The organism is Enterobacter quasihormaechei (genome assembly GCF_004331385.1).
GTDB lineage: Bacteria > Pseudomonadota > Gammaproteobacteria > Enterobacterales > Enterobacteriaceae > Enterobacter > Enterobacter quasihormaechei.
Window position 1 is genome coordinate 91,766 of record NZ_SJON01000013.1, and the last position, 26,091, is coordinate 117,856.

Consider the following 26,091-nt stretch of genomic DNA (forward strand, 5'->3'; position numbering starts at 1 on the left):
GAATCTTCCTGACTTGAAAAGTGGCGCGTTAGTATACACATTAGTGAAAGCGGCGTGCGGATCAGTTTGCATACGTTGGTCAAATTCTGTATGATTCGCCGCCTTTGGTGTATTTTACGCCAAAGAACTTACATTCAACATCGCGTGGTGTCTGGCGTTAGGGCTGGAAGAGCGACGCGGCCTTAACTGAGGTTCTCCCATGAAAAAAGATATTCACCCGAAATACGAAATGATTACTGCAAACTGCTCTTGCGGTAACTCTATCCAGATCCGCTCCACCGTGGGTCACGATCTGAACCTGGACGTGTGCGGCAAATGCCACCCGTTCTACACTGGTAAGCAGCGTGATGTTGCAACCGGTGGCCGTGTTGACCGCTTCAACAAGCGTTTCAGCATCCCGGGCGCTAAATAAGCATCCAGAAGAAACCGCCTCCGGGCGGTTTTTTTGTGCATGTAATATCTCACCTGAATTAATTTTAAATTTATATTCCCACTTTAAATATATATTTTAAATTTCCCGAAAAATAAACATCGTCATTCATTATAATCCTATTTATACGGATAGTGAGCTTTATCTCTGTATTCTTGGCCTGTTTGCCATTTTATCGCCTTACATGGCAATAAATAAAAGGTTTCCCTCTGCGGGTAAAATTACACTGCGCTCGACATATATTCTTATTTGCCATTTGAGCAGCGATGGCTTTCAGGGTGTATTTACGTGAGGGAAAAAGGATGAAGCTGAAGCAATTGTTATTCGTGCTTCCATTACTATCGTGCGCGGCGCAGGCGGGGTATGTGGATTACCGACACGAGTATTACGATGATGGACGTAACTATGATCGTGTGTACATGTCACACCGTTTTGGTACGGGCTTTGGGGTAGCTGTAGAGGCCGTCTCACGCTCCGATGAAAAGCAATCTAATGATGCGCTCACTAATATGGAGAGCAACAGCAACGAATATACTGCCAGCTATCAGTTCACCTGGCAGGGATTTATCTGGCAGCCGGGTGTCGCCGTTGAAATGGGCGACGATATGGCTATTTATAAACCGTATTTACGCGTGCAGTATAATATTAACGAAAGCTGGTGGACGGCGTTCCGTTATCGTTCTGAATATACTCGCCGTAATGCAGACGGTAAAGATGATCGTATGGTATATCGCCCGGAAATGTGGCTGGGATATAATATCGACAACTGGATGTTCGAACTGAACGGAATTTATAAGTTCGCCGACAATGAAGATCTGTATAACAACAAAAAAGAGGATTATGAATATAACTTCCGCGTGGCGTATAACATCGATTCGTGGGTGCCATTTGTGGAAGTGGGTAATGTCTCTTCCGGCTACAACACCGCTACCACTGACGACCGACAGACGCGTCTGCGTGTCGGCTTAGGCTACAACTTCTGAGAAACCATCCCGCTGAGTACTCTCAGCGGGATCGCACCGCAGTTAGTATTCCCACGTCTCCGGGTCGATGCCCAGCTCACGCATGATCACCTTCGCCTCTTCCGGGATTTCGTCACTGCGCTCTTTGCGCAGATCTTCATCGTTTGGCAACGGTTGACCAGTAAACGCATGCAGGAACGCTTCGCACAGCAGTTCGCTGTTGGTGGCGTGACGCAGGTTGTTCACCTGACGACGCGTGCGTTCATCGGTGAGGATCTTCAACACCTTCAGAGGAATGGAAACCGTAATTTTCTTGACTTGCTCACTCTTCTTACCGTGCTCAGCGTATGGGCTGATATATTCGCCGCTCCATTCAGCCATGAGATACCTTTAATCCTCTCAGTCATTAATCTAAAGGCGCAAAACCGGTAACTGACGGGTTTTGAACCGTAATCTTGCGTAGTTTACCGTAGAGACGATACCGAGGCACGGATATTGCCGCTGTAGCGTGTCCTAAAGCATATAATTTTAACGGCTATTTGCGCATTGCTCAATCTATACGCAAAGAAGTTTAGATGTCCAGATGTATTGACGTCCATACTTTCAATGTTTACTCTGGTGCCTGACTTTTCACCTCATTCGCCAGGAAGCCCTCACCATGACGCGTAAACAGGCCACCATCGCAGTGCGTAGCGGATTGAATGATGACGAGCAGTACGGCTGCGTTGTCCCGCCGATTCATCTCTCCAGTACCTACAATTTCACCGGATTTAATGAACCCCGCGCGCATGATTACTCGCGTCGCGGCAATCCTACGCGTGACGTCACTCAGCGCGCGCTGGCGGAACTGGAAGGCGGCGCGGGTGCGGTATTAACCAATACCGGCATGTCTGCTATTCACCTGGTGACCACGGTGTTCCTGAAGCCTGGCGATCTGCTTGTAGCACCGCACGACTGTTACGGCGGCAGCTATCGTCTTTTTGACAGCCTGGCAAAGCGTGGCTGCTATCGCGTGCTGTTTGTCGATCAAAACGACGAACAGGCGCTGAAACAGGCGCTTGCCGAGCAGCCGAAGCTGGTTCTGGTGGAAAGTCCAAGCAATCCATTGTTGCGCGTTGTCGACATTGCGAAAATTTGTCAGCTCGCAAGGGATGCGGGAGCGATAAGTGTAGTGGATAATACGTTCCTCAGTCCGGCCCTTCAGAACCCACTGGCACTGGGTGCCGATCTGGTGTTGCATTCATGCACTAAATATCTGAACGGCCATTCTGACGTGGTGGCGGGCGTGGTGATTGCAAAAGATCCCGACGTTGTCACGGAACTGGCATGGTGGGCCAATAATATCGGCGTCACCGCGGGCGCGTTCGACAGCTACCTGCTGTTGCGCGGCATCCGCACGCTGTCGCCGCGTATGGACGTGGCGCAGCGCAATGCCCAGGCGATCGTGGATTTCCTGCAAACCCAGCCGCTGGTGAAGAAGCTTTATCACCCGTCGCTGCCGGAAAACCAGGGGCACGAGATCGCCGCGCGTCAGCAGAAGGGATTTGGCGCGATGTTAAGTTTTGAACTGGATGGTGACGAGCAAACGCTGCGTCGCTTCCTGAGCGGGCTGTCATTGTTTACGCTGGCGGAATCCTTAGGGGGAGTTGAGAGCTTGATCTCCCACGCCGCAACCATGACGCACGCAGGTATGGCACCGGAAGCACGTGCCGCCGCCGGGATTTCCGAGACGCTGCTGCGTATCTCGACCGGTATTGAAGATTCTGAAGATTTAATTGCCGACCTGGAAAATGGCTTCCGGGTCGCAGCCAAGGGGTAATCATGAGTGTGATAGCGCAGGCAGGGGCGAAGGGTCGTCAGCTGCACAAGTTTGGTGGTAGTAGTCTTGCTGATGTGAAATGTTACCTGCGTGTCGCAGGGATCATGACCGAGTATTCACAGCCGGGGGACATGATGGTTGTCTCCGCGGCGGGCAGCACCACCAACCAGTTGATCAGCTGGCTGAAACTGAGCCAGACCGATCGCCTCTCTGCGCATCAGGTGCAACAGTCTTTACGTCGTTACCAGAGCGAGCTGATTGCCGGCCTGCTGCCTGCGGACGTGGCGGACGGGCTGATTAGCGCCTTCACGCACGACCTTGAGCGTCTGGCGGCCCTGCTGGACAGCGGGATCACCGATGCGGTGTATGCCGAAGTGGTGGGTCACGGTGAAGTGTGGTCCGCGCGCCTGATGGCCGCCGTGCTGCAACATCTTGGCGTGGACGCCGCCTGGCTCGACGCGCGTGATTTCCTGCGCGCGGAACGCGCCGCACAGCCGCAGGTGGACGAAGGGCTGTCCTATCCGCTGCTGCAACAGCTGCTGGTGCAACATCCCGGGAAACGTATTGTCGTCACCGGCTTTATCAGCCGCAGCAACGCGGGCGAAACCGTACTGCTGGGCCGTAACGGCTCTGACTACTCGGCAACGCAGATCGGTGCCCTGGCGGGCGTATCCCGCGTCACCATCTGGAGCGATGTCGCGGGCGTGTACAGCGCGGATCCGCGCAAAGTAAAAGACGCCTGCCTGCTGCCGCTGCTGCGTCTCGACGAAGCGAGCGAGCTGGCGCGTCTGGCGGCCCCGGTGCTGCATGCGCGCACGCTACAGCCGGTTTCCGGCAGCGACATTGACCTGCAACTACGCTGTAGCTACACGCCGGATCAGGGTTCCACCCGCATCGAGCGCGTGCTGGCATCCGGCACGGGGGCGCGCATTGTCACCAGTCACGATGACATCTGCCTGATTGAGTTCCAGGTGCCTGCGGGCCAGGACTTCAGGCTGGCGCATAAAGATATAGACACGATCCTGAAACGTGCGCAGGTGCGTCCGCTGGCCGTTGGCGTGCATAATGACCGTCAGCTGTTGCAGTTCTGCTATACCGCCGAAGTGGTGGACAGCGCATTAAAAATTCTTGATGAAGCGGGCCTGCCGGGCGAGCTTCGCCTGCGTCAGGGGCTGGCGCTGGTGGCGATGGTGGGCGCGGGCGTCACCCGTAACCCGCTGCACTGCCACCGCTTCTGGCAGCAGCTGAAAGGCCAGCCGGTTGAATTTACCTGGCAGTCGGAAGAGGGCATCAGCCTGGTTGCCGTGCTGCGTAAAGGGCCAACTGAAAGTCTGATTCAGGGTCTGCACACCTCTTTGTTCCGTGCGGAGAAACGCATCGGCCTGGTGCTGTTTGGTAAGGGCAACATCGGTTCCCGCTGGCTGGAGCTGTTCGCTCGTGAGCAGGTGACGCTTTCGGCGCGTACCGGGTTTGAATTTATTCTTGCGGGCGTGGTGGACAGCCGCCGCAGCCTGCTGAACTACGAAGGGCTGGACGCCAGCCGGGCGCTGGCCTTCTTTAACGATGAAGCCGTTGAGCAGGATGAAGAGTCGCTGTTCCTGTGGATGCGCGCGCACCCGTATGACGATCTGGTGGTGCTGGACGTTACCGCCAGCGAACAGCTGGCCGATCAGTATCTGGATTTCGCCAGCCACGGTTTCCACGTCATCAGCGCCAACAAGCTGGCGGGAGCGAGCAGTACCGATAAATATCGCCAGATCCACGACGCGTTCGAAAAAACGGGCCGTCACTGGCTTTACAACGCCACCGTTGGTGCAGGTCTGCCGGTTAACCATACCGTGCGTGATCTGATTGAAAGCGGCGACAGCATTCTGGCGCTGAGCGGCATCTTCTCCGGCACACTATCCTGGCTGTTTTTGCAGTTTGATGGCACCGTTCCGTTCACCGACCTGGTGGATCAGGCGTGGCAGCAGGGCTTAACCGAGCCGGATCCGCGCGTTGACCTTGCCGGTAAAGACGTGATGCGCAAGCTGGTGATCCTGGCGCGTGAAGCGGGCTACGACATTGAGCCGGGTCAGGTGCGCGTTGAGTCGCTGGTGCCTGCGGGCTGCGAGGAAGGATCTGTCGATCACTTCTTCGAGAACGGCGATGAGCTGAACGAGCAGATGGTGCAGCGTCTGGAAGCGGCAAACGAGATGGGCCTGGTACTGCGCTACGTGGCACGCTTCGAGGCGAACGGTAAAGCGCGCGTGGGCGTGGAGGCGGTGCGTCCTGAGCATCCGCTGGCCGCTCTGCTGCCGTGCGATAACGTCTTCGCCATTGAAAGCCGCTGGTACCGCGATAATCCGCTGGTGATCCGTGGCCCGGGCGCGGGACGCGATGTCACCGCCGGGGCAATCCAGTCTGACATCAACCGACTGGCTAAGCTGCTGTAATCTCGCTTGTTCCCTCTCCCCGTGGGAGAGGGTTAGGGTGAGGGCGGCAGACCGCACTCACCCCCATCATGAACGCCCCTCATCTTCCCTGAGCAATCCTCACCGTTATTGTTGATTATTTCAGTTGACGCCACTCCGCTTTTCCGTCATTTTTACATCTGGACGTCTAAACGTATAGAAGTTCACAGCACAATAAACAACGACACGCGAAAGGTAGAGGTAAGGTATGAGCTTTTTTCACGCCAACCAGCGGGAAGCCCTGAATCAGAGCCTGGCAGAAGTTAACGGCCAGATTAACGTCTCTTTTGAATTTTTCCCGCCGCGCACCAGTGAAATGGAGCAAACCCTGTGGAGCTCTATCGATCGCCTGAGCAGTCTTAAACCGAAGTTTGTTTCCGTAACCTACGGTGCCAACTCCGGCGAGCGTGACCGCACGCACAGCATCATTAAGGGCATTAAAGACCGAACCGGCCTGGAAGCGGCGCCGCACCTGACCTGTATCGACGCCACCGGCGACGAGCTGCGCGCCATCGCTCAGGACTACTGGAATAATGGCATTCGCCACATTGTGGCCCTGCGCGGCGACCTTCCGCCGGGCAGCGGTAAGCCAGAGATGTTTGCCGCCGATCTGGTCGGGCTGCTGAAAGAGGTGGCGGACTTCGATATTTCCGTTGCGGCGTATCCTGAAGTACACCCGGAAGCGAAAAGCGCCCAGGCAGACCTGCTTAACCTGAAGCGTAAAGTGGAGGCCGGTGCCAACCGCGCGATTACTCAGTTCTTCTTTGACGTGGAAAGCTACCTGCGCTTTCGCGACCGCTGCGTCTCGGCGGGTATTGATGTTGAAATCATTCCGGGCATTTTGCCGGTCTCGAACTTCAAACAGGCGAAGAAGTTCGCCGATATGACTAACGTTCGCATTCCGCTGTGGATGTCCAAAATGTACGAAGGGCTGGACGACGATCCGGAAACCCGCAAGCTGGTGGGCGCCAATATCGCCATGGACATGGTGAAGATCTTGAGCCGCGAAGGGGTGAAGGATTTTCACTTCTACACGCTGAACCGCGCGGAAATGAGTTACGCCATTTGCCACACGCTGGGCGTTCGTCCTGCGCTGTAAAGCAAAATCCCTCACAAAAATGAGGGATTTTTAATCGAACCGATAGTTAAAAGGTATTAACTATCGAATCTGTGGATTAATTCAACTATCTCTTATCGCTAGTGGTGTATATCGTAACGGTAACACTGTAAAGGGAGCATAGCGATGAGCATGTCAGACGAGACCAATAACGCGGCATCCGCCGGCAAATGTCCGTTCCATCAGGGCGGCGTCGATCATAGCGCGGGTGCAGGTACCAGCAGCAAAGAGTGGTGGCCTAAACAACTCCGCATCGATCTACTTAATCAACACTCCAGCCGTTCAAACCCACTGGGTGAAGACTTCGATTACCGCAAAGAATTCAGCAAGCTCGACTATTCTGCCCTTAAGGGCGACCTCAAGGCCCTGTTAACCGATTCTCAGCCGTGGTGGCCTGCCGACTGGGGCAGCTATGCGGGCCTGTTTATCCGTATGGCCTGGCACGGCGCGGGCACCTATCGCTCCGTTGATGGTCGCGGTGGCGCAGGTCGCGGTCAGCAGCGCTTCGCGCCCCTGAACTCCTGGCCGGATAACGTCAGCCTGGACAAGGCGCGCCGCCTGCTGTGGCCAATCAAGCAAAAATACGGACAAAAAATCTCCTGGGCCGATCTGTTTATCCTCGCGGGTAACGTGGCGCTGGAGAACTCCGGCTTCCGCACCTTTGGTTTTGGTGCCGGGCGTGAAGACGTCTGGGAACCGGATCTGGACGTGAACTGGGGCGATGAAAAAGCCTGGCTGACCCACCGTGACCCGGAAGCGCTGGCGAAGCGCCCGCTGGCGGCCACTGAAATGGGCCTGATTTACGTTAACCCGGAAGGGCCAAACGCCAGCGGTGAACCGTTGTCCGCGGCGGCGGCAATCCGCGCCACCTTTGGCAACATGGGCATGAACGACGAAGAGACCGTCGCGCTGATTGCTGGCGGCCATACGCTCGGTAAAACGCACGGCGCAGGGGAAGCCACGCACGTGGGCACCGACCCGGAAGCGTCGCCGATTGAAGCGCAGGGCTTAGGCTGGACCAGCACCCACGGCACCGGAATTGGCGCTGACGCCATTACCTCCGGTCTGGAAGTTATCTGGTCGCAAACCCCGACCCAGTGGAGCAACTACTTCTTCGAGAACCTGTTCAAGTACGAATGGGTGCAGACCCGCAGCCCGGCGGGCGCGATTCAGTTTGAAGCCGTGGATGCGCCAGAGATCATGCCTGACCCGTTCGACCCGTCGAAAAAACGCAAGCCAACCATGCTGGTCACCGACCTGACGCTGCGCTTTGACCCGGAATTCGAGAAAATTTCCCGTCGCTTCCTGAACGATCCGCAGGCCTTCAATGAAGCCTTTGCGCGCGCGTGGTTCAAGCTGACCCACCGCGATATGGGGCCAAAAGCGCGGCACATTGGTCCGGAAGTGCCGAAGGAAGATCTGATTTGGCAGGATCCACTGCCTCAGCCGGTGTTCCATCCAACGCAGGAAGATATCGAAAGCCTGAAAGCGGAAATCGCGGCCTCGGGACTCTCCGTGAGCGAGCTGGTTTCCGTGGCCTGGGCGTCGGCATCCACCTTCCGCGGCGGCGACAAGCGTGGCGGCGCCAACGGTGCACGTCTGGCGCTGGCGCCTCAGCGCGACTGGGACGTTAACGCCGCGGCGGTTCGCGCGCTGCCGGCGCTGGAAGCGATCCAGCGCACCACCAACAAAGCGTCACTTGCGGATATCATCGTGCTGGCGGGTGTGGTGGGCGTTGAGCAGGCAGCGAAAGCGGCAGGCGTTTACGTCAATGTGCCGTTCACCCCGGGCCGCGTGGACGCGCGTCAGGACCAGACGGATATCGAGATGTTTAACCTGCTCGAGCCGATTGCCGACGGTTTCCGTAACTATCGCGCACAGGTGGATGTGTCTACCACCGAGTCGCTGCTGATCGACAAAGCCCAGCAGCTGACCCTGACCGCGCCGGAGCTGACGGTGCTGATCGGCGGCCTGCGCGTACTGGGTGCAAACTTCGACGGCAGCAAGAATGGCGTGTTCACTAACCGCGAGGGCGTGCTGAGCAACGATTTCTTCGTGAACCTGCTGGATATGAACACCCAGTGGAAAGCGACCGACGACTCAAACGAACTGTTTGCCGGGAGCGATCGCGCCAGCGGCGAGGTGAAATACACCGCCACCCGCGCTGACCTGGTCTTCGGTTCAAACGCCGTCCTGCGCGCGCTGGCCGAGGTTTACGCCAGCAGCGATGCGCACGAAAAGTTCGTTCGTGATTTCGTTGCCGCGTGGGCGCGAGTGATGGATTTGGACCGCTTTGACGTGAAGTAACTCTTGTGCCGGGTGGCGCTGCGCTTACCCGGCCTACATGGCACTTTAATTTGTAGGCCGGGTAAGGCGTAGCCGCCACCCGGCTTTTTTATTACTCCCACTCCTGCAAGAATCGCTGTCCGTACTGGTCCGCAACCAGCAGCGCCGCATACACCTGATCCGCCGTTACGCCGCCAGGCATGTTATGGATGGTTTCCCCTTCGGCACAGGACGCTTCCGCGATCAGCCGCATTTTGGCCGGGATATCCTCTTTGATGTTTAGCTGCGCCAGGGTGATCGGCAGCCCTACGCTGTGGCAAAGCGCGGCGACGGTCTCTATTTCTTCAACCGGCGCGTTCTCCAGAACCAGCTGCGTCAGCGTGCCGAACGCGACCTTTTCACCGTGGTAGAAATGATGTGCATCCGGTACCGCCGTCATGCCGTTGTGAATGGCGTGCGCCGCCGCCAGACCGCCGCTTTCAAAACCCACGCCGCTGAGATAGGTGTTGGCTTCAATAATGCGTTCCAGCGCGGGCGTCACCACGTGCTGCTCTGCCGCCAGCATCGCTTTCTCACCCTCTTCAACCAGCGTGTTGTAGCACAGCTCTGCCAGCGCTAGCGCCGCCTGCGTGCACTTGCCGCCCGCCATGGTCGTGGCGCCGCTGCGCGAGCAGGCGCGCGCTTCAAACCAGGTTGCCAGCGCGTCGCCAATCCCGGCGGCGAGCAGGCGAGCTGGTGCACCCGCCACCACTTTGGTGTCGACAATCACCATGTTCGGGTTGTGCGGCAGCATCAGATAACGCTCGAACTCACCGCTGTCGGTGTAAATCACGGACAGGGCGCTGCACGGCGCATCGGTGGAGGCGATGGTCGGGGCAACGGCAACCGGAACGTTCATAAAGTGCGCAAGCGCTTTGGCAGTATCCAGCGTTTTACCGCCGCCGATACCCAGCACTGCCAGACAGTCGGCGCTGTCGGCCAGTTTTTTCAGACGATCGATTTCATTTTGCGAACATTCGCCGCCAAACGGCGCAACTTCGGCGTGGAGATCGGCTTGTCTGAAGCTCTGGCGCAGGGTTTCTTCAGCAAAACCCAGCACAAACTTATCGCCCACCACCAGCCAACGGGCTGCCAGCGGCTTCAGATAGTCGCCGAGACGGGTAAGCACATCAGCACCCTGGATGTATTTTCCCGGGGATTGAATAATACGGTCCATAACATTACTCCCTTAGTGTTTGAGGTAAATCCTGTCCTGTTCGAACGGCTCTGAGAGTGACTCTACTCCCGGCGTGCCGGACATTTGTTGCGCTATGTCTAAGGGAAGCGTGATTGCCTTACGGGCGGTAGGGAAGAGGGAAGATCGAGATGTGCCCGGCAGGCTTAGCGCTGCCGGGCATTAAGCATTAACCGGTGTTACGCATACCCGCCGCAACGCCGGCAATCGTCACCATCAGCGCCTGTTCAACGCGCGGATCCGGCTCTTTACCTTCCTCTTCCGCCAGGCGGGAACGGTGCAGCAGTTCAGCCTGTAAAACGTTCAGCGGGTCGGTGTAGATGTTACGCAACTGGATTGATTCGGCGATCCACGGCAGGTCTTCCATCAGGTGGGAATCGTTGGCGATATCCAGCACCACCTTGATGTCGCCTTCCAGCAGCTCGCGCAGCTCTTTACCCAGCGTCCACAGCTCTGGTTTCACCAGGCGCTGATCGTAGTATTCCGCCAGCCACAGGTCGGCTTTCGAGAAGACCATCTCCAGCATGCCCAGGCGAGTGGAGAAGAACGGCCAGTCGCGGCACATGGTTTCCAGCTCGCTCTGCTTACCATCTTCCACCACTTTTTGCAGCGCCGCACCGGCGCCCAGCCAGGCGGGCAGCATTAAGCGGTTTTGCGTCCAGGCGAAGATCCACGGAATGGCGCGCAGGGACTCGACGCCGCCGGTCGGGCGACGCTTGGCCGGACGCGAACCCAGCGGCAGTTTACCCAGCTCCTGCTCAGGCGTTGCTGAACGGAAGTAAGGCACGAAGTCTTTGTTTTCACGCACGTAGCCGCGGTACAGGTCGCAGGAGATGTCTGACAGCTCGTCCATGATGCGGCACCAGGACTCTTTTGGCTCCGGCGGCGGCAGCAGGTTCGCTTCCAGGATCGCACTGGTATAGAGCGACAGGCTGCTGATGGTCACTTCCGGCAGACCGTATTTGAAGCGGATCATCTCGCCCTGCTCGGTCACGCGCAGGCCGCCTTTCAGGCTTCCCGGCGGTTGAGAGAGCAGCGCTGCGTGGGCAGGCGCACCGCCACGGCCAATGGAGCCGCCGCGTCCGTGGAACAGGGTCAGCTCAATACCGGCTTTCTCGCAGGTTTTAATTAACGCGTCCTGCGCCTGATACTGCGCCCAGGAAGCGGCCATCACGCCCGCATCTTTCGCGGAGTCGGAATAGCCAATCATCACCATCTGTTTGCCCTGAATAAAGCCGCGATACCAGTCGATGTTAAGCAGCTGGGTCATCACGTCGTTGGCGTTGTTCAGGTCGTCGAGGGTCTCAAACAGCGGCGCGACAGGCAGAGCGTAGTCGATGCCCGCTTCTTTCAGCAGAAGGTGAACGCCCAGCACGTCGGACGGGGTTTTCGCCATGGAGATCACATAGGCTGCCACCGATCCTTTCGGCGCATCCACGATCGCTTTACAGGTGTTGAGCACTTCGCGGGTATCATTGCTTGGCTCCCAGTTGCGCGGCAGCAGAGGGCGCTTGGAGTTCAGCTCGCGGATCAGGAACGCCTGCTTGTCGGCTTCTGACCAGCTTTCATAGTCGCCGATGCCGAGATAGCGGGTCAGTTCGCCCAGCGCTTCGGTATGGCGGGTACTTTCCTGACGGACGTCGATACGCACCAGCGGTACGCCGAAACACTTCACGCGACGCAGGGTATCGAGCAGTTCGCCATTCGCAATGATGCCCATTCCGCAGGCCTGGAGCGATTTATAACAGGCATACAGCGGTTCCCAGAGCTGTTCGTTCTGGCTCAGCAGACCTTCTGGCTTTGGCAGGCGCTGGCCTTTCAGGCGCGCTTCCAGCCAGGCCTGAGTTGCAAGCAGCTGACCGCGCAGTTTTTTCATCAGGAAACGGTACGGCTCACTGGCACCTTCTTCACCGGCCAGCGCACGCAGTTCCGGCGTCGCTTCTACCATCGACAGCTCGGAGATCAACACCTGAATATCTTTCAGGAACAGGTCGGTCGCTTTCCAGCGGCTCAGCAGCAGGACGTGACGGGTGATTTCCGCCGTCACGTTCGGGTTGCCGTCGCGGTCGCCGCCCATCCAGGAGGTAAAGCGAACCGGCACAAAATCTACCGGCAGGCGATAGCCCAGGTTCTCTTCCAGCTGTTCGTTCAGCTCGCGCAGGTAGTTAGGCACCCCTTCCCACAGGCTGTTTTCCACCACCGCAAAGCCCCATTTGGCTTCGTCGACCGGGCTTGGGCGATGCTTACGAATTTCATCGGTGTGCCAGGACTGGGCAATCAGCTGGCGCAGACGGCGCATCAGCTGGTTACGTTCGTAGTCGGCAATGTCTTTGTTATCCAGCTGCTTCAGGCAGTTGTTCACTTCCACCATTTTGTGGATCAGCGTACGACGGGTGATTTCGGTTGGGTGAGCGGTCAGAACCAGCTCCAGCGAAAGGGATTCCACCGCGTTTTTGATGGTCGCTTCGTTGAGGTCGGGCTGGTCTTTGAGTTTACGAAGGGTGCGGGCAATGACTTCCGGGTTGCTGGCCGCTTCGCCTTTTGGCGAAATGCTGTGATATTGCTCAGCGGTGTTTGCCAGGTTCAGGAACTGGCTAAAGGCGCGGGCAACGGGCAGCAGCTCATCGTTAGAAAGGTTCTGCAAGGTGGTGAGCAGCTCCTGACGATTGGCCTCGTTACCGGCGCGGGAAGATTTGGATAGCTTGCGGATGGTTTCAACGCGGTCGAGGATGTTCTCCCCTAATGCGTCTTTGATGGTATCTCCAAGCACTTTGCCGAGCATGCTGACATTACTACGCAACGCGGAATATTGTTCGTTCATAAAAACCCAGTCACCCCATCATTTTTGTTTATGCCCAGGCGAAAATCTTCTGGACATTATTTTGTCATCTCCCTTTATAAAGCCACGTAAAACCCCCGTCGTCAATTGCTGCGAAAACGGTTCAGCAAACGAATAAATGCGGGCAATTTACGAAATTTAATTCGCTTCGCGTCAGATAAGAGATGCTTATGGGAATGTGACGGAGATCGCGGGATTTTCCCCTCTCCAGGGAGAGGGGAAGCGTCATTAGTGCCAACAGAAGTGATGCACAACTTGGGTAATCAGTTCGCGGGTGGGCTTGATGAAGCGGGTTTCCAGATATTCATCCGGCTGATGGGCCTGGTTAATGGAGCCAGGACCAAGAACCAGCGTCGGGCACAGGGTCTGTATAAACGGCGCTTCGGTGCAGTAGTTCACCACGTCGGTTTTCTCGCCGAGCAGTTTTTCCACGACCTGAACCAGCTGATGGTCTGGCGGGCATTCGTATCCTGGAATCGGCGGATGCAGTTCAGAGACCGTCAGGCGTCCCGGCCAGCGCTCGCTTACCGGAGCCAGCGCTTCGTTCAGCAGGCCATCCAGATCGCTCAGCGTCATGCCCGGCAGCGGACGAATATCCATATGCAGTTCGCAGCAGGCGCAGATACGGTTGGACGCATCGCCGCCGTGCAGGCTACCGAGGTTCAGCGTTGGATAAGGCACGGTAAACGCCTCGTAGTGATAACGCTCTTTCAAATCGTCGCGCAGGGTCATGATGCGGCCAATGGCGTCGTGCATCAGCTCAATGGCGTTCACGCCGCGCGCCGGATCGCTGGAGTGGCCGGACTGGCCCAGCACGCGCACCGCGGTAGAAATATGCCCTTTGTGCGCACGAATCGGTTGCAGAGACGTGGGCTCGCCGATGATCGCGCAGTCCGGGCGAATCGACGTGTTTTCAGAGAAATAACGTGCACCCGCCATGCTGGTCTCTTCATCGGCGGTCGCCAGAATGTAGAGCGGCTTTTTCAGGGTTGTCACGTCCACGTCACGCAGCGCGTCGAGGATAAAGGCGAAGAAGCCTTTCATGTCCGCCGTGCCGAGACCGTAGAGCTTGTTGTCGTGTTCGGTCAGCGTGAACGGATCCCGCGTCCAGCGGCCATCGTCAAACGGCACGGTGTCGGTATGTCCGGCCAGCAGCAGGCCACCCGCACCGGTTCCGGTACTGGCGAGCAGGTTAAATTTGTGGCGTGTTCCGGGGACGGGCTGAACCTCAACGTTAAACCCAAGATCGCTAAACCAACCCGCCAGCAGATTGATTAAAGACTCATTGCTCTGATCCAGCGCTTCTTCCGTCGCGCTGATGGAGGGTGTGGCAATCAGGGCGCGGTAAATCTCGATAAATGGCGGTAAGTTCATTTTCATTGTTGACACACCTTAGGTCGTGATAGTATCAATATTCATGCAATAAATGTGAATAAAAATACATTAACGTTGAGCATAAAGGAACCCGATGTTGAATACGCTGATTGTAGGCGCTAGCGGTTATGCGGGCGCAGAGCTTGTAAGCTACGTAAATCGCCACCCTCATATGACCATAACCGCTTTGACCGTGTCAGCGCAAAGCAATGATGCCGGAAAGTTAATTTCTGATTTGCATCCGCAGCTTAAAGGCATTGTCGATCTGCCGTTGCAGCCGATGTCCGACATCAGCGAGTTCACCGATGGCGTTGATGTGGTGTTTTTAGCCACGGCGCATGAAGTCAGCCACGACCTGGCACCGCAATTTTTAGCGGCCGGCTGCGTGGTCTTTGACCTCTCCGGCGCGTTTCGCGTAAACGACAGCGCGTTCTACGAAAAATATTACGGTTTCACCCATCAGCATCCGGATCTGCTTGAAAAAGCGGTCTACGGCCTGGCGGAGTGGAGCGCCGATAAACTGAAAGAAGCGAACCTGATTGCCGTGCCGGGCTGCTACCCGACGGCGGCGCAGCTCTCGCTGAAGCCATTGATCGACGCCGGTCTGCTGGATCTGCACCAGTGGCCGGTGATCAACGCCACCAGCGGCGTGAGCGGAGCAGGGCGCAAGGCCGCTATCTCCAACAGCTTCTGCGAAGTGAGCCTTCAGCCGTATGGCGTGTTCAATCACCGTCATCACCCTGAAATCACCACGCATCTGGGCGCGGAGGTGATCTTCACCCCGCACCTCGGCAGCTTCCCGCGCGGGATCCTCGAAACTATTACCTGCCGCCTGAAGCCGGGCGTGACCCAGGCGCAGGTGAGCGAGGCCTTCACGCAGGCATACGCGGATAAACCGCTGGTGCGTCTGTACGACAAAGGCGTGCCGGCATTGAAAAACGTGGTTGGCCTGCCGTTCTGCGATATCGGCTTTGCCGTACAGGGCGAGCATCTGATTGTGGTCGCCGCAGAAGATAACTTACTCAAAGGCGCTGCCGCACAGGCAATGCAGTGTGCAAATATTCGTTTCGGCTTCCCTGAAACGCAGGCTCTTATTTAAGGTGTGATGATGAACCCATTAATTATCAAACTCGGTGGTGTACTGCTGGACAGCGAAGAAGCGCTGGAGCGCCTGTTTACCGCGCTGGTGAACTATCGCGAATCGCACCAGCGTCCGCTGGTGATTGTGCACGGCGGCGGCTGCGTGGTGGATGAGCTGATGAAAGGGCTGAATCTGCCGGTGAAAAAGAAAAATGGCCTGCGCGTCACCCCTGCTGACCAGATTGACATCATTACCGGCGCGCTGGCGGGCACGGCGAACAAAACGCTGCTGGCATGGGCGAAGAAACACCATATCGCCTCCGTTGGCCTCTACCTGGGCGACGGTGACAGCGTAAAAGTGACCCAGCTTGACGAAGCGCTCGGCCATGTTGGACTGGCGCAGCCAGGTTCGCCTAAGCTGATTAACACCCTGCTGGAAGGCGGTTTTCTGCCGGTGGTGAGCTCTATCGGCGTGACCGAAGCGGGCGAGCTGATGAACGTCAACGCGGACCAGGCGGCAACCGCCCTGGCGGCCACGCTGGGCGCTGACCTGATCCTGCTCTCCGACGTGAGCGGCATTCTGGACGGCAAAGGCCAGCGTATTGCGGAAATGACCGCCGCAAAAGCCGAGCAGCTGATCGATCAGGGCATTATTACCGACGGCATGATCGTTAAGGTGAATGCGGCGCTGGATGCGGCGCGCACGCTGGGTCGCCCGGTGGATATCGCCTCCTGGCGCCACGCGGAGCAGCTTCCGGCGCTGTTTAACGGCACGCCGATTGGTACGCGTATTCTGGCTTAAGATTCTGTGCCGGATGGCGCTTCGCTTATCCGGCCTACGTGAATTTTGTAGGCCCGGTAAGCGCAGCGCCACCGGGCAAAAATATCATCATTAAGGAAATTCGTTATGGCACTTTGGGGTGGGCGTTTTACACAGGCAGCGGATCAGCGGTTCAAACAGTTCAATGACTCTTTGCGCTTCGACTACCGCCTGGCCGAACAGGATATCGTCGGCTCTGTGGCCTGGTCCAAAGCGCTGGTGACCGTTGGCGTGCTGACCTCAGACGAACAGCAGCAGCTGGAAGAGGCGCTGAACAACCTGCTGGAAGAGGTGCGTCTGGATCCTCAGCAAATCCTCCAGAGCGATGCTGAAGATATTCACAGCTGGGTGGAAGGTAAACTCATCGACAAAGTCGGCCAGCTGGGTAAAAAACTGCATACCGGCCGTAGCCGTAATGACCAGGTTGCGACCGACCTGAAGCTGTGGTGCAAAGAGACCATAGGCGAACTGCTGGCGGCAAATCGTCAGTTGCAGGGCGCGCTGGTGGAAACCGCGCAGAACAACCAGGACGCGGTGATGCCGGGTTATACCCACCTGCAACGCGCGCAGCCGGTGACGTTCGCGCACTGGTGTCTGGCCTACGTTGAGATGCTGGCGCGTGATGAAAGCCGGTTGCAGGATACCCTAACGCGTCTGGACGTGAGCCCGCTGGGCAGCGGCGCGCTGGCCGGTACCGCATATGAAATCGACCGCGAACAGCTGGCAGGCTGGCTGGGCTTTGCTTCCGCCACCCGCAACAGCCTGGACAGCGTCTCTGACCGTGACCACGTGCTGGAGCTGCTGTCGAATGCGTCTATCGGGATGGTGCACCTGTCGCGCTTTGCCGAAGACCTGATCTTCTTTAACTCTGGCGAAGCGGGCTTCGTGGAGCTGTCCGACCGTGTGACCTCAGGCTCATCACTGATGCCGCAGAAGAAAAACCCGGACGCGCTGGAGCTGATCCGCGGCAAGTGCGGTCGCGTGCAGGGCGCGCTCACCGGCATGATGATGACCCTGAAAGGGCTGCCGCTGGCGTATAACAAAGATATGCAGGAAGACAAAGAAGGGCTGTTCGACGCGCTCGACACCTGGCTGGACTGCCTGCACATGGGCGCGCTGGTGCTGGACGGCATTCAGGTGAAACGTCCGCGCTGTCAGGAAGCGGCGCAGCAGGGCTATGCTAACTCCACCGAGCTGGCGGACTACCTGGTGGCGAAAGGCGTACCGTTCCGCGAGGCGCACCATATTGTGGGCGAAGCGGTAGTGGAAGCGATTCGTCAGGGTAAAGCCCTTGAAGCGCTGGCGCTGGCCGACCTGCAAAAATTCAGCGCGGTAATCGGGGATGACGTCTATCCGATTCTGGCTCTGCAATCCTGCCTGGATAAGCGTGCAGCGAAAGGCGGCGTATCGCCGAAGCAGGTGGCGCAGGCGATTGCGGATGCGAAAAACCGCCTGATTTGATGCCTGAAACGTCGGGTGGCGGCTTCGCCTGACCCGACCTACAAAACCCCAGCCCAGCCCTGAGTTGGGCTTTTTTTTGCAAAAAAAAAGCGGACCACGGGGTCCGCAAAAGTTCACGTTGGCTTTAGTTTTTCGAGTTTTGAGAGAAACTCGCTGACGGTGCGGGGACGTCAAGGGTCAAACACGGCCGCCTCGTCTATGTGGCGTATTATTCAACAGAATGCTTGATAGGGATAATCGTTCATTGCTATGCTATCTATCGCCATGAACTATCGTGGCGACGGAGGATGAATAATGAATATTCGTGATCTTGAATACCTGGTAGCGTTAGCCGAGCACCGCCATTTTCGCCGCGCGGCAGATTCCTGCCATGTCAGCCAGCCTACCCTGAGCGGACAGATCCGCAAGCTGGAAGATGAGCTGGGCGTAATGCTGCTGGAGCGCACCAGTCGTAAGGTACTGTTCACCCAGGCAGGTCTGCTGCTGGTGGATCAGGCGCGCACCGTGCTGCGCGAGGTCAAAGTGCTCAAGGAAATGGCAAGCCAGCAGGGGGAGGCGATGTCCGGCCCGCTGCATATTGGCCTGATCCCAACCGTTGGCCCGTACCTGTTGCCGCAAATCATTCCAATGCTGCACCAGACGTTCCCGAAACTCGAAATGTACCTGCACGAAGCGCAAACCCATCAGCTGCTGGCGCAGCTGGACAGCGGCAAGCTCGACTGTGCGATTCTGGCGCTGGTCAAAGAGAGTGAAGCGTTTATTGAAGTCCCGCTGTTCGACGAACCGATGATGCTGGCGATCTATGAAGATCACCCATGGGCGAACCGCGATCGCGTGCCGATGGCCGATCTGGCCGGGGAAAAGCTGTTGATGCTGGAAGACGGCCACTGCCTGCGCGATCAGGCGATGGGCTTCTGCTTCGAAGCGGGCGCTGACGAAGATACCCATTTCCGCGCAACCAGTCTGGAAACGCTGCGTAATATGGTGGCGGCGGGAAGCGGTATTACGCTGCTGCCGGCGCTGGCGGTGCCGCACGAGCGTAAACGCGATGGCGTGGTCTATCTGCCGTGCATCAAGCCGGAGCCGCGTCGCACCATTGGTCTGGTTTATCGTCCGGGTTCACCGCTGCGCAGCCGCTATGAGCAGCTGGCAGAGGCCATCCGCGGTGCGATGGATGGCCATTTCGACAGCGCGTTAAAACAGGCGGTTTAAGCCGTTCAGCGCGGCTACCCGATAGGCTTCCGCCATGGTCGGGTAGTTAAAGGTGGTGTTAACGAAGTACTCAATGGTGTTGCCACCACCTTTTTGCTCCATGATCGCCTGGCCGATGTGAATGATTTCCGCCGCGCGTTCACCGAAGCAGTGAATACCGAGGATCTCTTTCGTCTCGCGATGGAACAGGATCTTCAGCGTACCCACGCTCATCCCCACGATTTGCGCCCGCGCCAGATGTTTAAACTGGGCACGACCCACCTCGTAAGGCACCTTCATGGCCGTCAGCTGCTGCTCGGTTTTCCCGACAGAACTGATTTCCGGAATGGTGTAGATACCCGTCGGGATATCTTCGATCAGATGCGCCGTCGCTTCACCTTTCACCAGGGCCTGTGCGGCGATGCGGCCCTGATCGTACGCAGCGGAGGCCAGGCTTGGGTAACCAATCACGTCGCCCACCGCGTATACGTGCGGCAGCGCGGTCTGATACATGCTGTTGACCTTCAGCTGACCGCGGCTGTCGGTTTCGAGCCCGATATTCTCCAGCTGCAATGAATCCGTGTTGCCGGTACGGCCGTTGGCGTACAGCAGGCAGTCTGCCTTCAGCTTCTTACCTGACTTCAGGTGCATGATCACACCGTCGTCGCAGCCCTCAATCTTTTCGTACTCTTCGTTGTGGCGAATCACCACGCCGCTGTTCCAGAAGTGGTAGGAGAGAGAGTCCGACATCTCCTGATCGAGGAACGCCAGCAGGCGGTCACGGGTGTTAATCAGGTCAACTTTGACCTCCATTCCGCGGAAGATCGAGGCATATTCACAGCCAATCACCCCCGCACCATAGATGATCACATGGCGTGGCTCGTGATGCAGGCTGAGGATGGAGTCGCTGTCGTAAATGCGCGGGTGCGAGAAGTCCACGTCTGCCGGATGGTACGGACGGGAACCGCAGGCGATCACAAATTTTTCAGCGGTGAGCGTCTCAACCGAACCATCGTGGCATTCCAGCGCCAGGGTGTGTTCATCCACAAAATGGGCGTTGCCTTGCAGAATTTCACAGTGGTTGCGCTCATAAAAACCCTGACGCATGCGCGTCTGCTGGTTAATGACCGTGTCTGCGTGATTCAGGATATCGGCAAAGGAGGAACGAAGAAGTCGGGAGTGGTCGCTGTAAAGAGGGTTCTGGTTAAATTCGATAATGCGGCTAACGGCGTGGCGGAGGGCTTTCGAAGGGATGGTGCCCCAGTGGGTGCAACCGCCGCCAACATTATGGTAGCGCTCAATCACCGCTACTCTGGCTCCCTGTTTTACCAGACCCATAGCAGCACCTTCGCCGCCGGGGCCGGAACCAATAACTATTGCGTCGTAATCGTAGGAATGTGGCATGGCAAGGCTTACCTATTCTTATACATAAAAGCAACAGAATCATAACATCATTGCCTGGGTAACCCAATTATCGTTGTGCTTTTTTCGGGCAGTGGGGCACAAACCGCGCGTAAACAATCATTCACAAAGCCAGGTAAACAGATTAATTTTATTCTCTGGTATAGTGCCAACGGGCCTTTGGAAGGATTCAACTATCGTGATGGGCGTAAGAGCACAACAAAAAGAGAAAACCCGGCGTTCGCTGGTGGAAGCCGCATTCAGTCAACTGAGTGCTGAGCGGAGTTTTGCCAGTTTGAGCCTGCGTGAAGTGGCGCGCGAGGCCGGGATTGCGCCAACGTCCTTCTATCGTCATTTCCGTGATGTGGATGAACTGGGCCTGACCATGGTCGACGAGAGCGGTTTAATGCTGCGCCAGCTTATGCGTCAGGCGCGTCAGCGTATCGCCAAAGGCGGCAGCGTGATCCGCACCTCCGTATCGACATTTATGGAATTTATCGGCAATAACCCTAACGCGTTTCGCCTGCTGTTGCGTGAGCGTTCCGGGACGTCAGCCGCGTTTCGTGCCGCCGTCGCGCGTGAAATTCAGCATTTCATCGCGGAACTTGCCGACTATCTGGAACTCGAAAACCATATGCCGCGTGCGTTTACCGAAGCACAGGCTGAGGCGATGGTGACGATTGTGTTCAGCGCGGGTGCCGAAGCGCTGGACGTCAGCATTGAACAACGTAAGCAACTCGAAGAGCGACTGGTATTGCAGCTGCGGATGATTTCTAAAGGTGCGTACTACTGGTATCGCCGTGAACAAGAGAAGTTGGCACATCAAAACGATGAGTGAAGGTGAGTAATGAAACAGTCAGGTCAGGATAAAGGAACGCTGTTGCTGGCATTGATCGCTGGCTTATCCATTAATGGTACGTTTGCGGCGGTTTTCAGCTCAATTGTACCGTTCTCGATTTTCCCGATTATCGCGCTGGTGCTGACGGTGTACTGCCTGCATCAACGTTATCTGAACCGCACCATGCCTGTCGGGTTACCGGGGCTGGCCGCAGCCAGTTTTATCCTGGGTGTGCTGTTGTACAGCACCGTGGTGCGTGCGGAATACCCGGATATTGGCTCTAACTTCCTGCCTGCGGTACTGTCCGTGGCGCTGGTGTTCTGGATTGGCTCTCGTATGCGTAGCCGCAAGAGCCAGTTGCCAGAGTAAAGGGTTTTGTCATTGTAGGCCGGATAAGCGAAGCGCCATCCGGCTTTTTTGGCAGGTGGCGCTTCGCTTACCTGCCCTACAAGATTCACATCACTTTGCAGTAAGCAGTACGCCGCACTCCATATGGTGCGTATACGGGAACTGATCGAACAGCGCCAGACGTTCAACCTTGTGCGTCTGGCTCAATGTTTCCAGATTCTTGCAAAGCGTCTCCGGGTTACAGGAGATGTACAAAATACGCGGGTACGCCTGCACCATCTTCTCGGTTTCGCTATCCAGCCCGCTGCGTGGCGGATCGACAAAAATCGTCTCGCACTGGTAGCTCTTCAAATCAATGCCTTGCAGGCGGTTAAACTCACGTACGCCATTCATCGCCTGGGTGAACTCTTCTGCCGCCATACGAATGATTTGTACGTTATCGATGTGGTTAGCGGCGATGTTGTACTGCGCGGCCGCCACCGACGGTTTGGCAATTTCCGTCGCCAGCACGCGATCGAAGTTACGCGCCAGCGCCAGCGAGAAGTTACCGTTACCGCAGTACAGTTCCAGCAGATCGCCCGTCGACCCTTCCGTCGCGTTCAGCGCCCACTCCAGCATCTGCACGTTCATGGCGGCGTTCGGCTGGGTGAAGCTGTTCTCCACCTGACGGTAAACCATCTCTTTACCCGCTACCGGCAGACGCTCATCGACGTAATCCTGATCCAGCATGATTTTGGTTTTGGTCGCGCGGCCAATCAGGTGCACGTTGATGTTCTGCGCGCGCAGCGCATCGCGCAGGGCTTCGGCCTGCTCGCGCCACTCGTCGGTCAGCGCTTTGTGATAGAGCAGAGAGACAATGGCCTGATTGCTTTGGGTGGTCAGGTAGTCTATCTGGAACAGCTTGTTGCGCAGCACTGGATTGTTGCGCACGCCGTCAATCATCAGCGTCATCAGCTGGTTTATCAGTTCACTTGCCGCCGGAAAACTGTCTACGCGAATGCGGGATTTCGTCTGCTGATCGAAAATGATGTGGTACAGGTCATCGCCATCGTGCCAGATGCGAAACTCGGCGCGCATACGGTAGTGGCTGACCGGAGAACGAAACACCTCAGGAACGGGCGCGTTGAATGGCGTCATCATACTTTGCAGGCGGACAACTTTTTCTGCCAGCTGTGCGTCGTACTGTTCTGTCGGGAGGTGTTCTGGGGTCATGATGCATCCTGAGTGAGAAAGAATTACGCGGGGATTGTAGGGATTGTGCAGGGGATGTCCAGATTTAATGGCTAATAGCTATCTGGACATCTATACGTGTCTAATTGTAGCATTCTGTTTCCGGTCTCCTGAGAGTGAAAAGGGAATCCAGTGCAAATCTGGAGCTGACGCGCAGCGGTAAAGACTGGCGGGATGAGAGTTACAGACACTGTGAAAACGGGAAGTCTTCATCCATAAACGCCACCCAGCCCGAAGACCTGCCGGGACCACGTCGCATTTGGTTTCATCATCGCGTGCTATCGATGAGGCCTGCGGCATCCTTCTTATATTATGGATGCTTTAACAATGATTAAAAAAGTATCGCTGTTGACGGCGTTTTCCGTCACGGCATTTTCGGGCTGGGCGCAGGAAAGCGCTGACTCGTTGGTGGTGACAGCAAACCGTTTCGAACAACCGGCAAAAACTGTTCTGGCTCCGACATCCGTCGTGACGCGTGAGGATATTGAACGCTGGCAGGCAACGAGCGTTGTGGAAATCATGTCACGCCTGCCGGGCGTGGACATCGCACAAAGCGGTGGGATGGGGTCGACCTCTTCTACGTTTATTCGCGGTACGGAATCCCGTCATGTTCTGGTGCTGATTGATGGCATCCCCCTGAACAATGCCGGGATCAGCAACGTTCCCGACTTAAGCCAGATCCCGACCTCGCTGATTCAGCGTATTGAGTACATTCGCGGCCCGCGTTCGGCGCTGTACGGCTCCGACGCGATTGGCGGCGTGATTAACATCATTACCGGGCGCGATAAGCCGGGCGCGGAAATTTCGGCGGGCGTTGGTTCAAAGGGGTATCAAAACTATAACGGTGCCTTCCAGCAGGTGTTCGATAAAACGAAAATCACCATGGCCGGGGATTACACCTATACCCGTGGTTTTGATATTGCCGCAAAAGATGCCCCGCGCCAGCCAGACCGCGATGGTTTTATGAGTAAATCTCTGTTTGGCTCGGTGGAACAGCAGTTTACCGACAGCGTCAGCGGGTTCTTCCGTGGCTTTGGCTACGATAACCGCTCCGCGTACGACGGTTACGATCACTATGGCGCGACCGGCATTGACGGGCGTCCGGACACGCGTCAGGTCTACAGCCAGAACTGGGACACCGGGTTGCGTTACAACCAGGGTATCTTTCAGTCACAGCTGGTGGCAGGCTATGGCCGCAGCAAAGACCAGAACTATGATCCGAAAAAAGGCCGCTACGCTGACTCCGCAACCATGGATGACGTGAAGCAGTACACCACCCAGTGGCTGAATACGGTTGAAGTGGGACACGGCAATATCGGCGCGGGTCTGGACTGGCAGAAGCAGAAAACCCAGGCGGGAACGGGCTATCTGGATAAAGGTTACGAACAGCGTAACACCGGCGTGTTCCTTTCAGCGATGCAGCAGTTCAACAGCGTGACGCTGGAAGCGGCGGCGCGTAATGACGACAACTCTAACTTTGGCAATCATGCCACCTGGCAGACCAGCGCCGCGTGGGAGTTCATCGACGGGTATCGCATCATCGGTTCTTACGGCACAGCGTATAAAGCGCCGACCATGAGCCAGATCCACAGTAAGGATTACGGCAATCCGGACCTGAAGCCAGAAGAGAGTAAGCAGTGGGAAGGTGGTTTTGAAGGCCTGACGGGGCCGGTAAACTGGCGCGTGACGGGTTATCGTAATGATATTGATAACCTGATTAACAGCGACCCGCGGACTTACCGTTATTACAACGTGGATAAGGCTCGCATCAAAGGGATTGAGGCGACGGCGCAGTTCGATACCGGACCGGTAGGGCACCAAATTTCCTATGACTACGTTGACCCGCGCAATGCGAAAACCAACAAAGTCCTGGCGCGTCGCTCAAAGCAGCAGGTTAAGTATCAGCTTGACTGGCAGGTGTGGGACCTCGACTGGAATCTGGCGTACCGTTATCTGGGCACCCGCTATGACGTTGCCGTTGATCCCAATACCTATGCAACAGAACGCGTAAAAATGGGCGGCGTCAGCCTGTGGGATGTCGCGGTTTCATATCCTGTCACCTCTCATCTCACAGTTCGTGGTAAAATAGCCAACCTGTTCGATAAAGATTACGAGACAGTTTATGGCTACGAAACTGCAGGACGGGAATACACCTTGTCTGGCAGCTACACCTTCTGATCCGCGTCCCACCGTGCTGGTGTTTGATTCCGGCGTCGGTGGGCTTTCAGTCTATGATGAGATTCGGCAGCTCCTGCCGGATCTCCATTACATCTACGCCTTCGATAACGTCGCGTTCCCGTATGGGGAAAAGAGTGAAGACTTTATCGTTGAGCGCGTGGTTGAAATCGTTACCGCGGTTCAAAAGCGCTACCCCCTGGCGCTGGCGGTGATTGCCTGCAATACGGCAAGCACGGTCTCTCTTCCTGCCCTGCGCGAAAAATTCCCGTTCCCGGTTGTGGGCGTTGTGCCGGCAATTAAACCTGCTGCGCGTCTGACGGCGAACGGCATCGTGGGTTTGCTGGCGACGCGCGGTACGGTAAAACGTCCTTATACGCGCGAGCTTATTGAGCGCTTTGCCAATGAATGCCAGATCGCCATGCTCGGTTCCGCGGAGCTGGTGGAAATGGCGGAAGCGAAGCTGCACGGCGAGACGGTCTCGCTTGAAGAGTTGCGCCGCATTCTGCGTCCATGGCTGCGGATGCAGGAACCCCCGGATACGGTTGTTCTTGGATGTACCCATTTCCCGTTGTTACAGGAAGAGCTATTAAAGGTCCTGCCTGAAGGAACCCGGCTGGTGGATTCCGGTGCGGCGATTGCGCGTCGGACGGCCTGGCTGCTGGAACACGAGGCGCCGGATGCGAAATCAGCGGAAGCGAACATCGCTTTCTGTATGGCGATAACAAAAGAAACTGAACAACTTTTACCCGTTTTACAGCGTTACGGCTTCGAAACGCTCGAAAAACTGGCGCTGTAGCACGGTTTTGAGCAAAAAAGAGACGGTTGAACGTTTTTTTTCAAAGAGGGGTTGTCAACGTCTGAGAACTCCCTATAATGCGCCTCCACTGACACGGAACAACGGCTTACAGGCCGCCGGGACAGCGGGGTTCAGAGATGAACGCCAACAGAGAAAAGTAAAAATAATTGCTTGACTCTGAATGAGGAAAACGTATTATACGGGACCTCGCAACGGTGAGCTGAAAGCCGCGTT

General features: G+C 56.7%; 20 protein-coding genes, 1 pseudogene and 1 riboswitch. Of the genes and pseudogenes, 14 read left to right on the forward strand and 7 right to left on the reverse strand.

What is annotated here, in order from left to right; genetic code table 11:
• Positions 1-199: 199 nt before the first annotated feature.
• Positions 200-412 carry a 50S ribosomal protein L31 gene (gene rpmE, locus E0L16_RS16360; RefSeq protein ID WP_003862040.1) on the forward strand — a complete coding sequence of 71 codons (213 nt, stop codon included), beginning with the start codon at positions 200-202 and terminating at the stop codon, positions 410-412.
• Between the two features lie 320 nt (positions 413-732).
• Positions 733-1,413: an oligogalacturonate-specific porin KdgM family protein gene (locus tag E0L16_RS16365; protein ID WP_063865462.1), complete on the forward strand. Its 681-nt coding sequence runs from the start codon at positions 733-735 to the stop codon at positions 1,411-1,413.
• 42 nt (positions 1,414-1,455) lie between these two features.
• On the opposite strand, the gene metJ is transcribed toward E0L16_RS16365, so the two are convergent.
• On the reverse strand, positions 1,456-1,773 hold the full coding sequence (metJ, locus tag E0L16_RS16370) for a met regulon transcriptional regulator MetJ (RefSeq protein ID WP_015966498.1): 318 nt from the start codon (positions 1,771-1,773) through the stop codon (positions 1,456-1,458).
• 277 nt (positions 1,774-2,050) lie between these two features.
• Here metJ and metB point away from each other — a divergent pair, with 277 nt between their 5' ends.
• The 4 genes from metB (at position 2,051) to katG (ending at position 9,088) form a co-directional block, all read left to right on the forward strand.
• On the forward strand, positions 2,051-3,211 hold the full coding sequence (gene metB, locus E0L16_RS16375) for a cystathionine gamma-synthase (RefSeq protein ID WP_063449724.1): 1,161 nt from the start codon (positions 2,051-2,053) through the stop codon (positions 3,209-3,211).
• A gap of 2 nt (positions 3,212-3,213) precedes the next feature.
• Positions 3,214-5,646 carry a bifunctional aspartate kinase/homoserine dehydrogenase II gene (locus E0L16_RS16380; protein ID WP_102750816.1) on the forward strand — a complete coding sequence of 811 codons (2,433 nt, stop codon included), beginning with the start codon at positions 3,214-3,216 and terminating at the stop codon, positions 5,644-5,646.
• A 226-nt stretch (positions 5,647-5,872) separates the two neighbouring features.
• Positions 5,873-6,763 (forward strand): methylenetetrahydrofolate reductase, encoded by an 891-nt coding sequence (gene metF, locus E0L16_RS16385; protein ID WP_131637414.1) that lies wholly within the window; start codon positions 5,873-5,875, stop codon positions 6,761-6,763.
• 144 nt (positions 6,764-6,907) lie between these two features.
• The gene (gene katG, locus E0L16_RS16390) at positions 6,908-9,088 is read left to right on the forward strand and encodes a catalase/peroxidase HPI (protein ID WP_131637416.1); all 2,181 of its coding nucleotides are present in this window, start codon (positions 6,908-6,910) and stop codon (positions 9,086-9,088) included.
• Positions 9,089-9,179: 91 nt separating this feature from the next.
• Here the strand turns inward: katG and gldA are convergent, their stop codons facing one another.
• The 4 genes and pseudogenes from gldA to argE form a co-directional block, all read right to left on the reverse strand.
• Complete coding sequence (gldA, locus tag E0L16_RS16395) at positions 9,180-10,283, reverse strand: bifunctional L-1,2-propanediol dehydrogenase/glycerol dehydrogenase (RefSeq protein ID WP_131637418.1); 1,104 nt, start codon at positions 10,281-10,283, stop codon at positions 9,180-9,182.
• Between the two features lie 12 nt (positions 10,284-10,295).
• A pseudogene (locus tag E0L16_RS22245) lies at positions 10,296-10,403 on the reverse strand (fructose-bisphosphate aldolase); the annotation flags it as partial.
• A gap of 67 nt (positions 10,404-10,470) precedes the next feature.
• On the reverse strand, positions 10,471-13,122 hold the full coding sequence (gene ppc / locus E0L16_RS16405) for a phosphoenolpyruvate carboxylase (protein ID WP_107534213.1): 2,652 nt from the start codon (positions 13,120-13,122) through the stop codon (positions 10,471-10,473).
• A gap of 246 nt (positions 13,123-13,368) precedes the next feature.
• Complete coding sequence (gene argE / locus E0L16_RS16410) at positions 13,369-14,520, reverse strand: acetylornithine deacetylase (protein ID WP_023295619.1); 1,152 nt, start codon at positions 14,518-14,520, stop codon at positions 13,369-13,371.
• Between the two features lie 88 nt (positions 14,521-14,608).
• On the opposite strand from argE, the gene argC reads away from it, so the two are divergent.
• The 4 genes from argC (at position 14,609) to oxyR (ending at position 19,087) form a co-directional block, all read left to right on the forward strand.
• Positions 14,609-15,613, forward strand: a complete 1,005-nt coding sequence (gene argC / locus E0L16_RS16415; RefSeq protein WP_131637420.1) for an N-acetyl-gamma-glutamyl-phosphate reductase — start codon at positions 14,609-14,611, stop codon at positions 15,611-15,613.
• 6 nt (positions 15,614-15,619) lie between these two features.
• Positions 15,620-16,396, forward strand: a complete 777-nt coding sequence (gene argB, locus E0L16_RS16420) for an acetylglutamate kinase (protein ID WP_102750811.1) — start codon at positions 15,620-15,622, stop codon at positions 16,394-16,396.
• Between the two features lie 105 nt (positions 16,397-16,501).
• A complete protein-coding gene (gene argH / locus E0L16_RS16430) occupies positions 16,502-17,875 on the forward strand; it encodes an argininosuccinate lyase (RefSeq protein ID WP_131637422.1) in 1,374 nt (457 codons plus the stop codon).
• A 294-nt stretch (positions 17,876-18,169) separates the two neighbouring features.
• Positions 18,170-19,087, forward strand: a complete 918-nt coding sequence (oxyR, locus tag E0L16_RS16435; protein WP_003862055.1) for a DNA-binding transcriptional regulator OxyR — start codon at positions 18,170-18,172, stop codon at positions 19,085-19,087.
• On the opposite strand, the gene sthA is transcribed toward oxyR, so the two are convergent.
• The gene (sthA, locus tag E0L16_RS16440; RefSeq protein ID WP_003862057.1) at positions 19,070-20,470 is read right to left on the reverse strand and encodes a Si-specific NAD(P)(+) transhydrogenase; all 1,401 of its coding nucleotides are present in this window, start codon (positions 20,468-20,470) and stop codon (positions 19,070-19,072) included. The two genes, oxyR and sthA, sit on opposite strands and share 18 nt — an antisense overlap.
• 196 nt (positions 20,471-20,666) lie before the next feature.
• On the opposite strand from sthA, the gene fabR reads away from it, so the two are divergent.
• Positions 20,667-21,305: an HTH-type transcriptional repressor FabR gene (gene fabR, locus E0L16_RS16445; RefSeq protein WP_003862059.1), complete on the forward strand. Its 639-nt coding sequence runs from the start codon at positions 20,667-20,669 to the stop codon at positions 21,303-21,305.
• 9 nt (positions 21,306-21,314) lie between these two features.
• Positions 21,315-21,674, forward strand: coding sequence for a YijD family membrane protein (locus E0L16_RS16450; protein WP_006808647.1), 360 nt, complete (start codon positions 21,315-21,317; stop codon positions 21,672-21,674).
• 90 nt (positions 21,675-21,764) lie between these two features.
• Here the strand turns inward: E0L16_RS16450 and trmA are convergent, their stop codons facing one another.
• Positions 21,765-22,865: a tRNA (uridine(54)-C5)-methyltransferase TrmA gene (gene trmA / locus E0L16_RS16455; protein WP_063865469.1), complete on the reverse strand. Its 1,101-nt coding sequence runs from the start codon at positions 22,863-22,865 to the stop codon at positions 21,765-21,767.
• Between the two features lie 104 nt (positions 22,866-22,969).
• A riboswitch (cobalamin riboswitch) is annotated at positions 22,970-23,144 on the forward strand.
• 66 nt (positions 23,145-23,210) lie between these two features.
• On the opposite strand from trmA, the gene btuB reads away from it, so the two are divergent.
• Both btuB and murI read left to right on the forward strand, forming a co-directional pair.
• A complete protein-coding gene (gene btuB / locus E0L16_RS16460) occupies positions 23,211-25,061 on the forward strand; it encodes a TonB-dependent vitamin B12 receptor BtuB (RefSeq protein WP_131637423.1) in 1,851 nt (616 codons plus the stop codon).
• Positions 25,006-25,857 carry a glutamate racemase gene (gene murI / locus E0L16_RS16465; protein WP_032608099.1) on the forward strand — a complete coding sequence of 284 codons (852 nt, stop codon included), beginning with the start codon at positions 25,006-25,008 and terminating at the stop codon, positions 25,855-25,857. Before btuB ends, murI begins: the two co-directional genes overlap by 56 nt.
• Positions 25,858-26,091 lie beyond the last annotated feature (234 nt).

Coding starts and splice junctions, on each gene's coding strand:
- ppc (WP_107534213.1), bottom strand. CDS start 13,122: ATGAACGAACAATATTCCGCGTTGCGTAGTAATGTCAGCATGCTCGGC.
- metF (WP_131637414.1), top strand. CDS start 5,873: ATGAGCTTTTTTCACGCCAACCAGCGGGAAGCCCTGAATCAGAGCCTG.
- E0L16_RS16365 (WP_063865462.1), top strand. CDS start 733: ATGAAGCTGAAGCAATTGTTATTCGTGCTTCCATTACTATCGTGCGCG.
- oxyR (WP_003862055.1), top strand. CDS start 18,170: ATGAATATTCGTGATCTTGAATACCTGGTAGCGTTAGCCGAGCACCGC.
- metJ (WP_015966498.1), bottom strand. CDS start 1,773: ATGGCTGAATGGAGCGGCGAATATATCAGCCCATACGCTGAGCACGGT.
- trmA (WP_063865469.1), bottom strand. CDS start 22,865: ATGACCCCAGAACACCTCCCGACAGAACAGTACGACGCACAGCTGGCA.
- murI (WP_032608099.1), top strand. CDS start 25,006: ATGGCTACGAAACTGCAGGACGGGAATACACCTTGTCTGGCAGCTACA.
- sthA (WP_003862057.1), bottom strand. CDS start 20,470: ATGCCACATTCCTACGATTACGACGCAATAGTTATTGGTTCCGGCCCC.
- argC (WP_131637420.1), top strand. CDS start 14,609: ATGTTGAATACGCTGATTGTAGGCGCTAGCGGTTATGCGGGCGCAGAG.
- btuB (WP_131637423.1), top strand. CDS start 23,211: ATGATTAAAAAAGTATCGCTGTTGACGGCGTTTTCCGTCACGGCATTT.
- gldA (WP_131637418.1), bottom strand. CDS start 10,283: ATGGACCGTATTATTCAATCCCCGGGAAAATACATCCAGGGTGCTGAT.
- argB (WP_102750811.1), top strand. CDS start 15,620: ATGATGAACCCATTAATTATCAAACTCGGTGGTGTACTGCTGGACAGC.
- E0L16_RS16450 (WP_006808647.1), top strand. CDS start 21,315: ATGAAACAGTCAGGTCAGGATAAAGGAACGCTGTTGCTGGCATTGATC.
- katG (WP_131637416.1), top strand. CDS start 6,908: ATGAGCATGTCAGACGAGACCAATAACGCGGCATCCGCCGGCAAATGT.
- argE (WP_023295619.1), bottom strand. CDS start 14,520: ATGAAAATGAACTTACCGCCATTTATCGAGATTTACCGCGCCCTGATT.
- argH (WP_131637422.1), top strand. CDS start 16,502: ATGGCACTTTGGGGTGGGCGTTTTACACAGGCAGCGGATCAGCGGTTC.
- E0L16_RS16380 (WP_102750816.1), top strand. CDS start 3,214: ATGAGTGTGATAGCGCAGGCAGGGGCGAAGGGTCGTCAGCTGCACAAG.
- metB (WP_063449724.1), top strand. CDS start 2,051: ATGACGCGTAAACAGGCCACCATCGCAGTGCGTAGCGGATTGAATGAT.
- rpmE (WP_003862040.1), top strand. CDS start 200: ATGAAAAAAGATATTCACCCGAAATACGAAATGATTACTGCAAACTGC.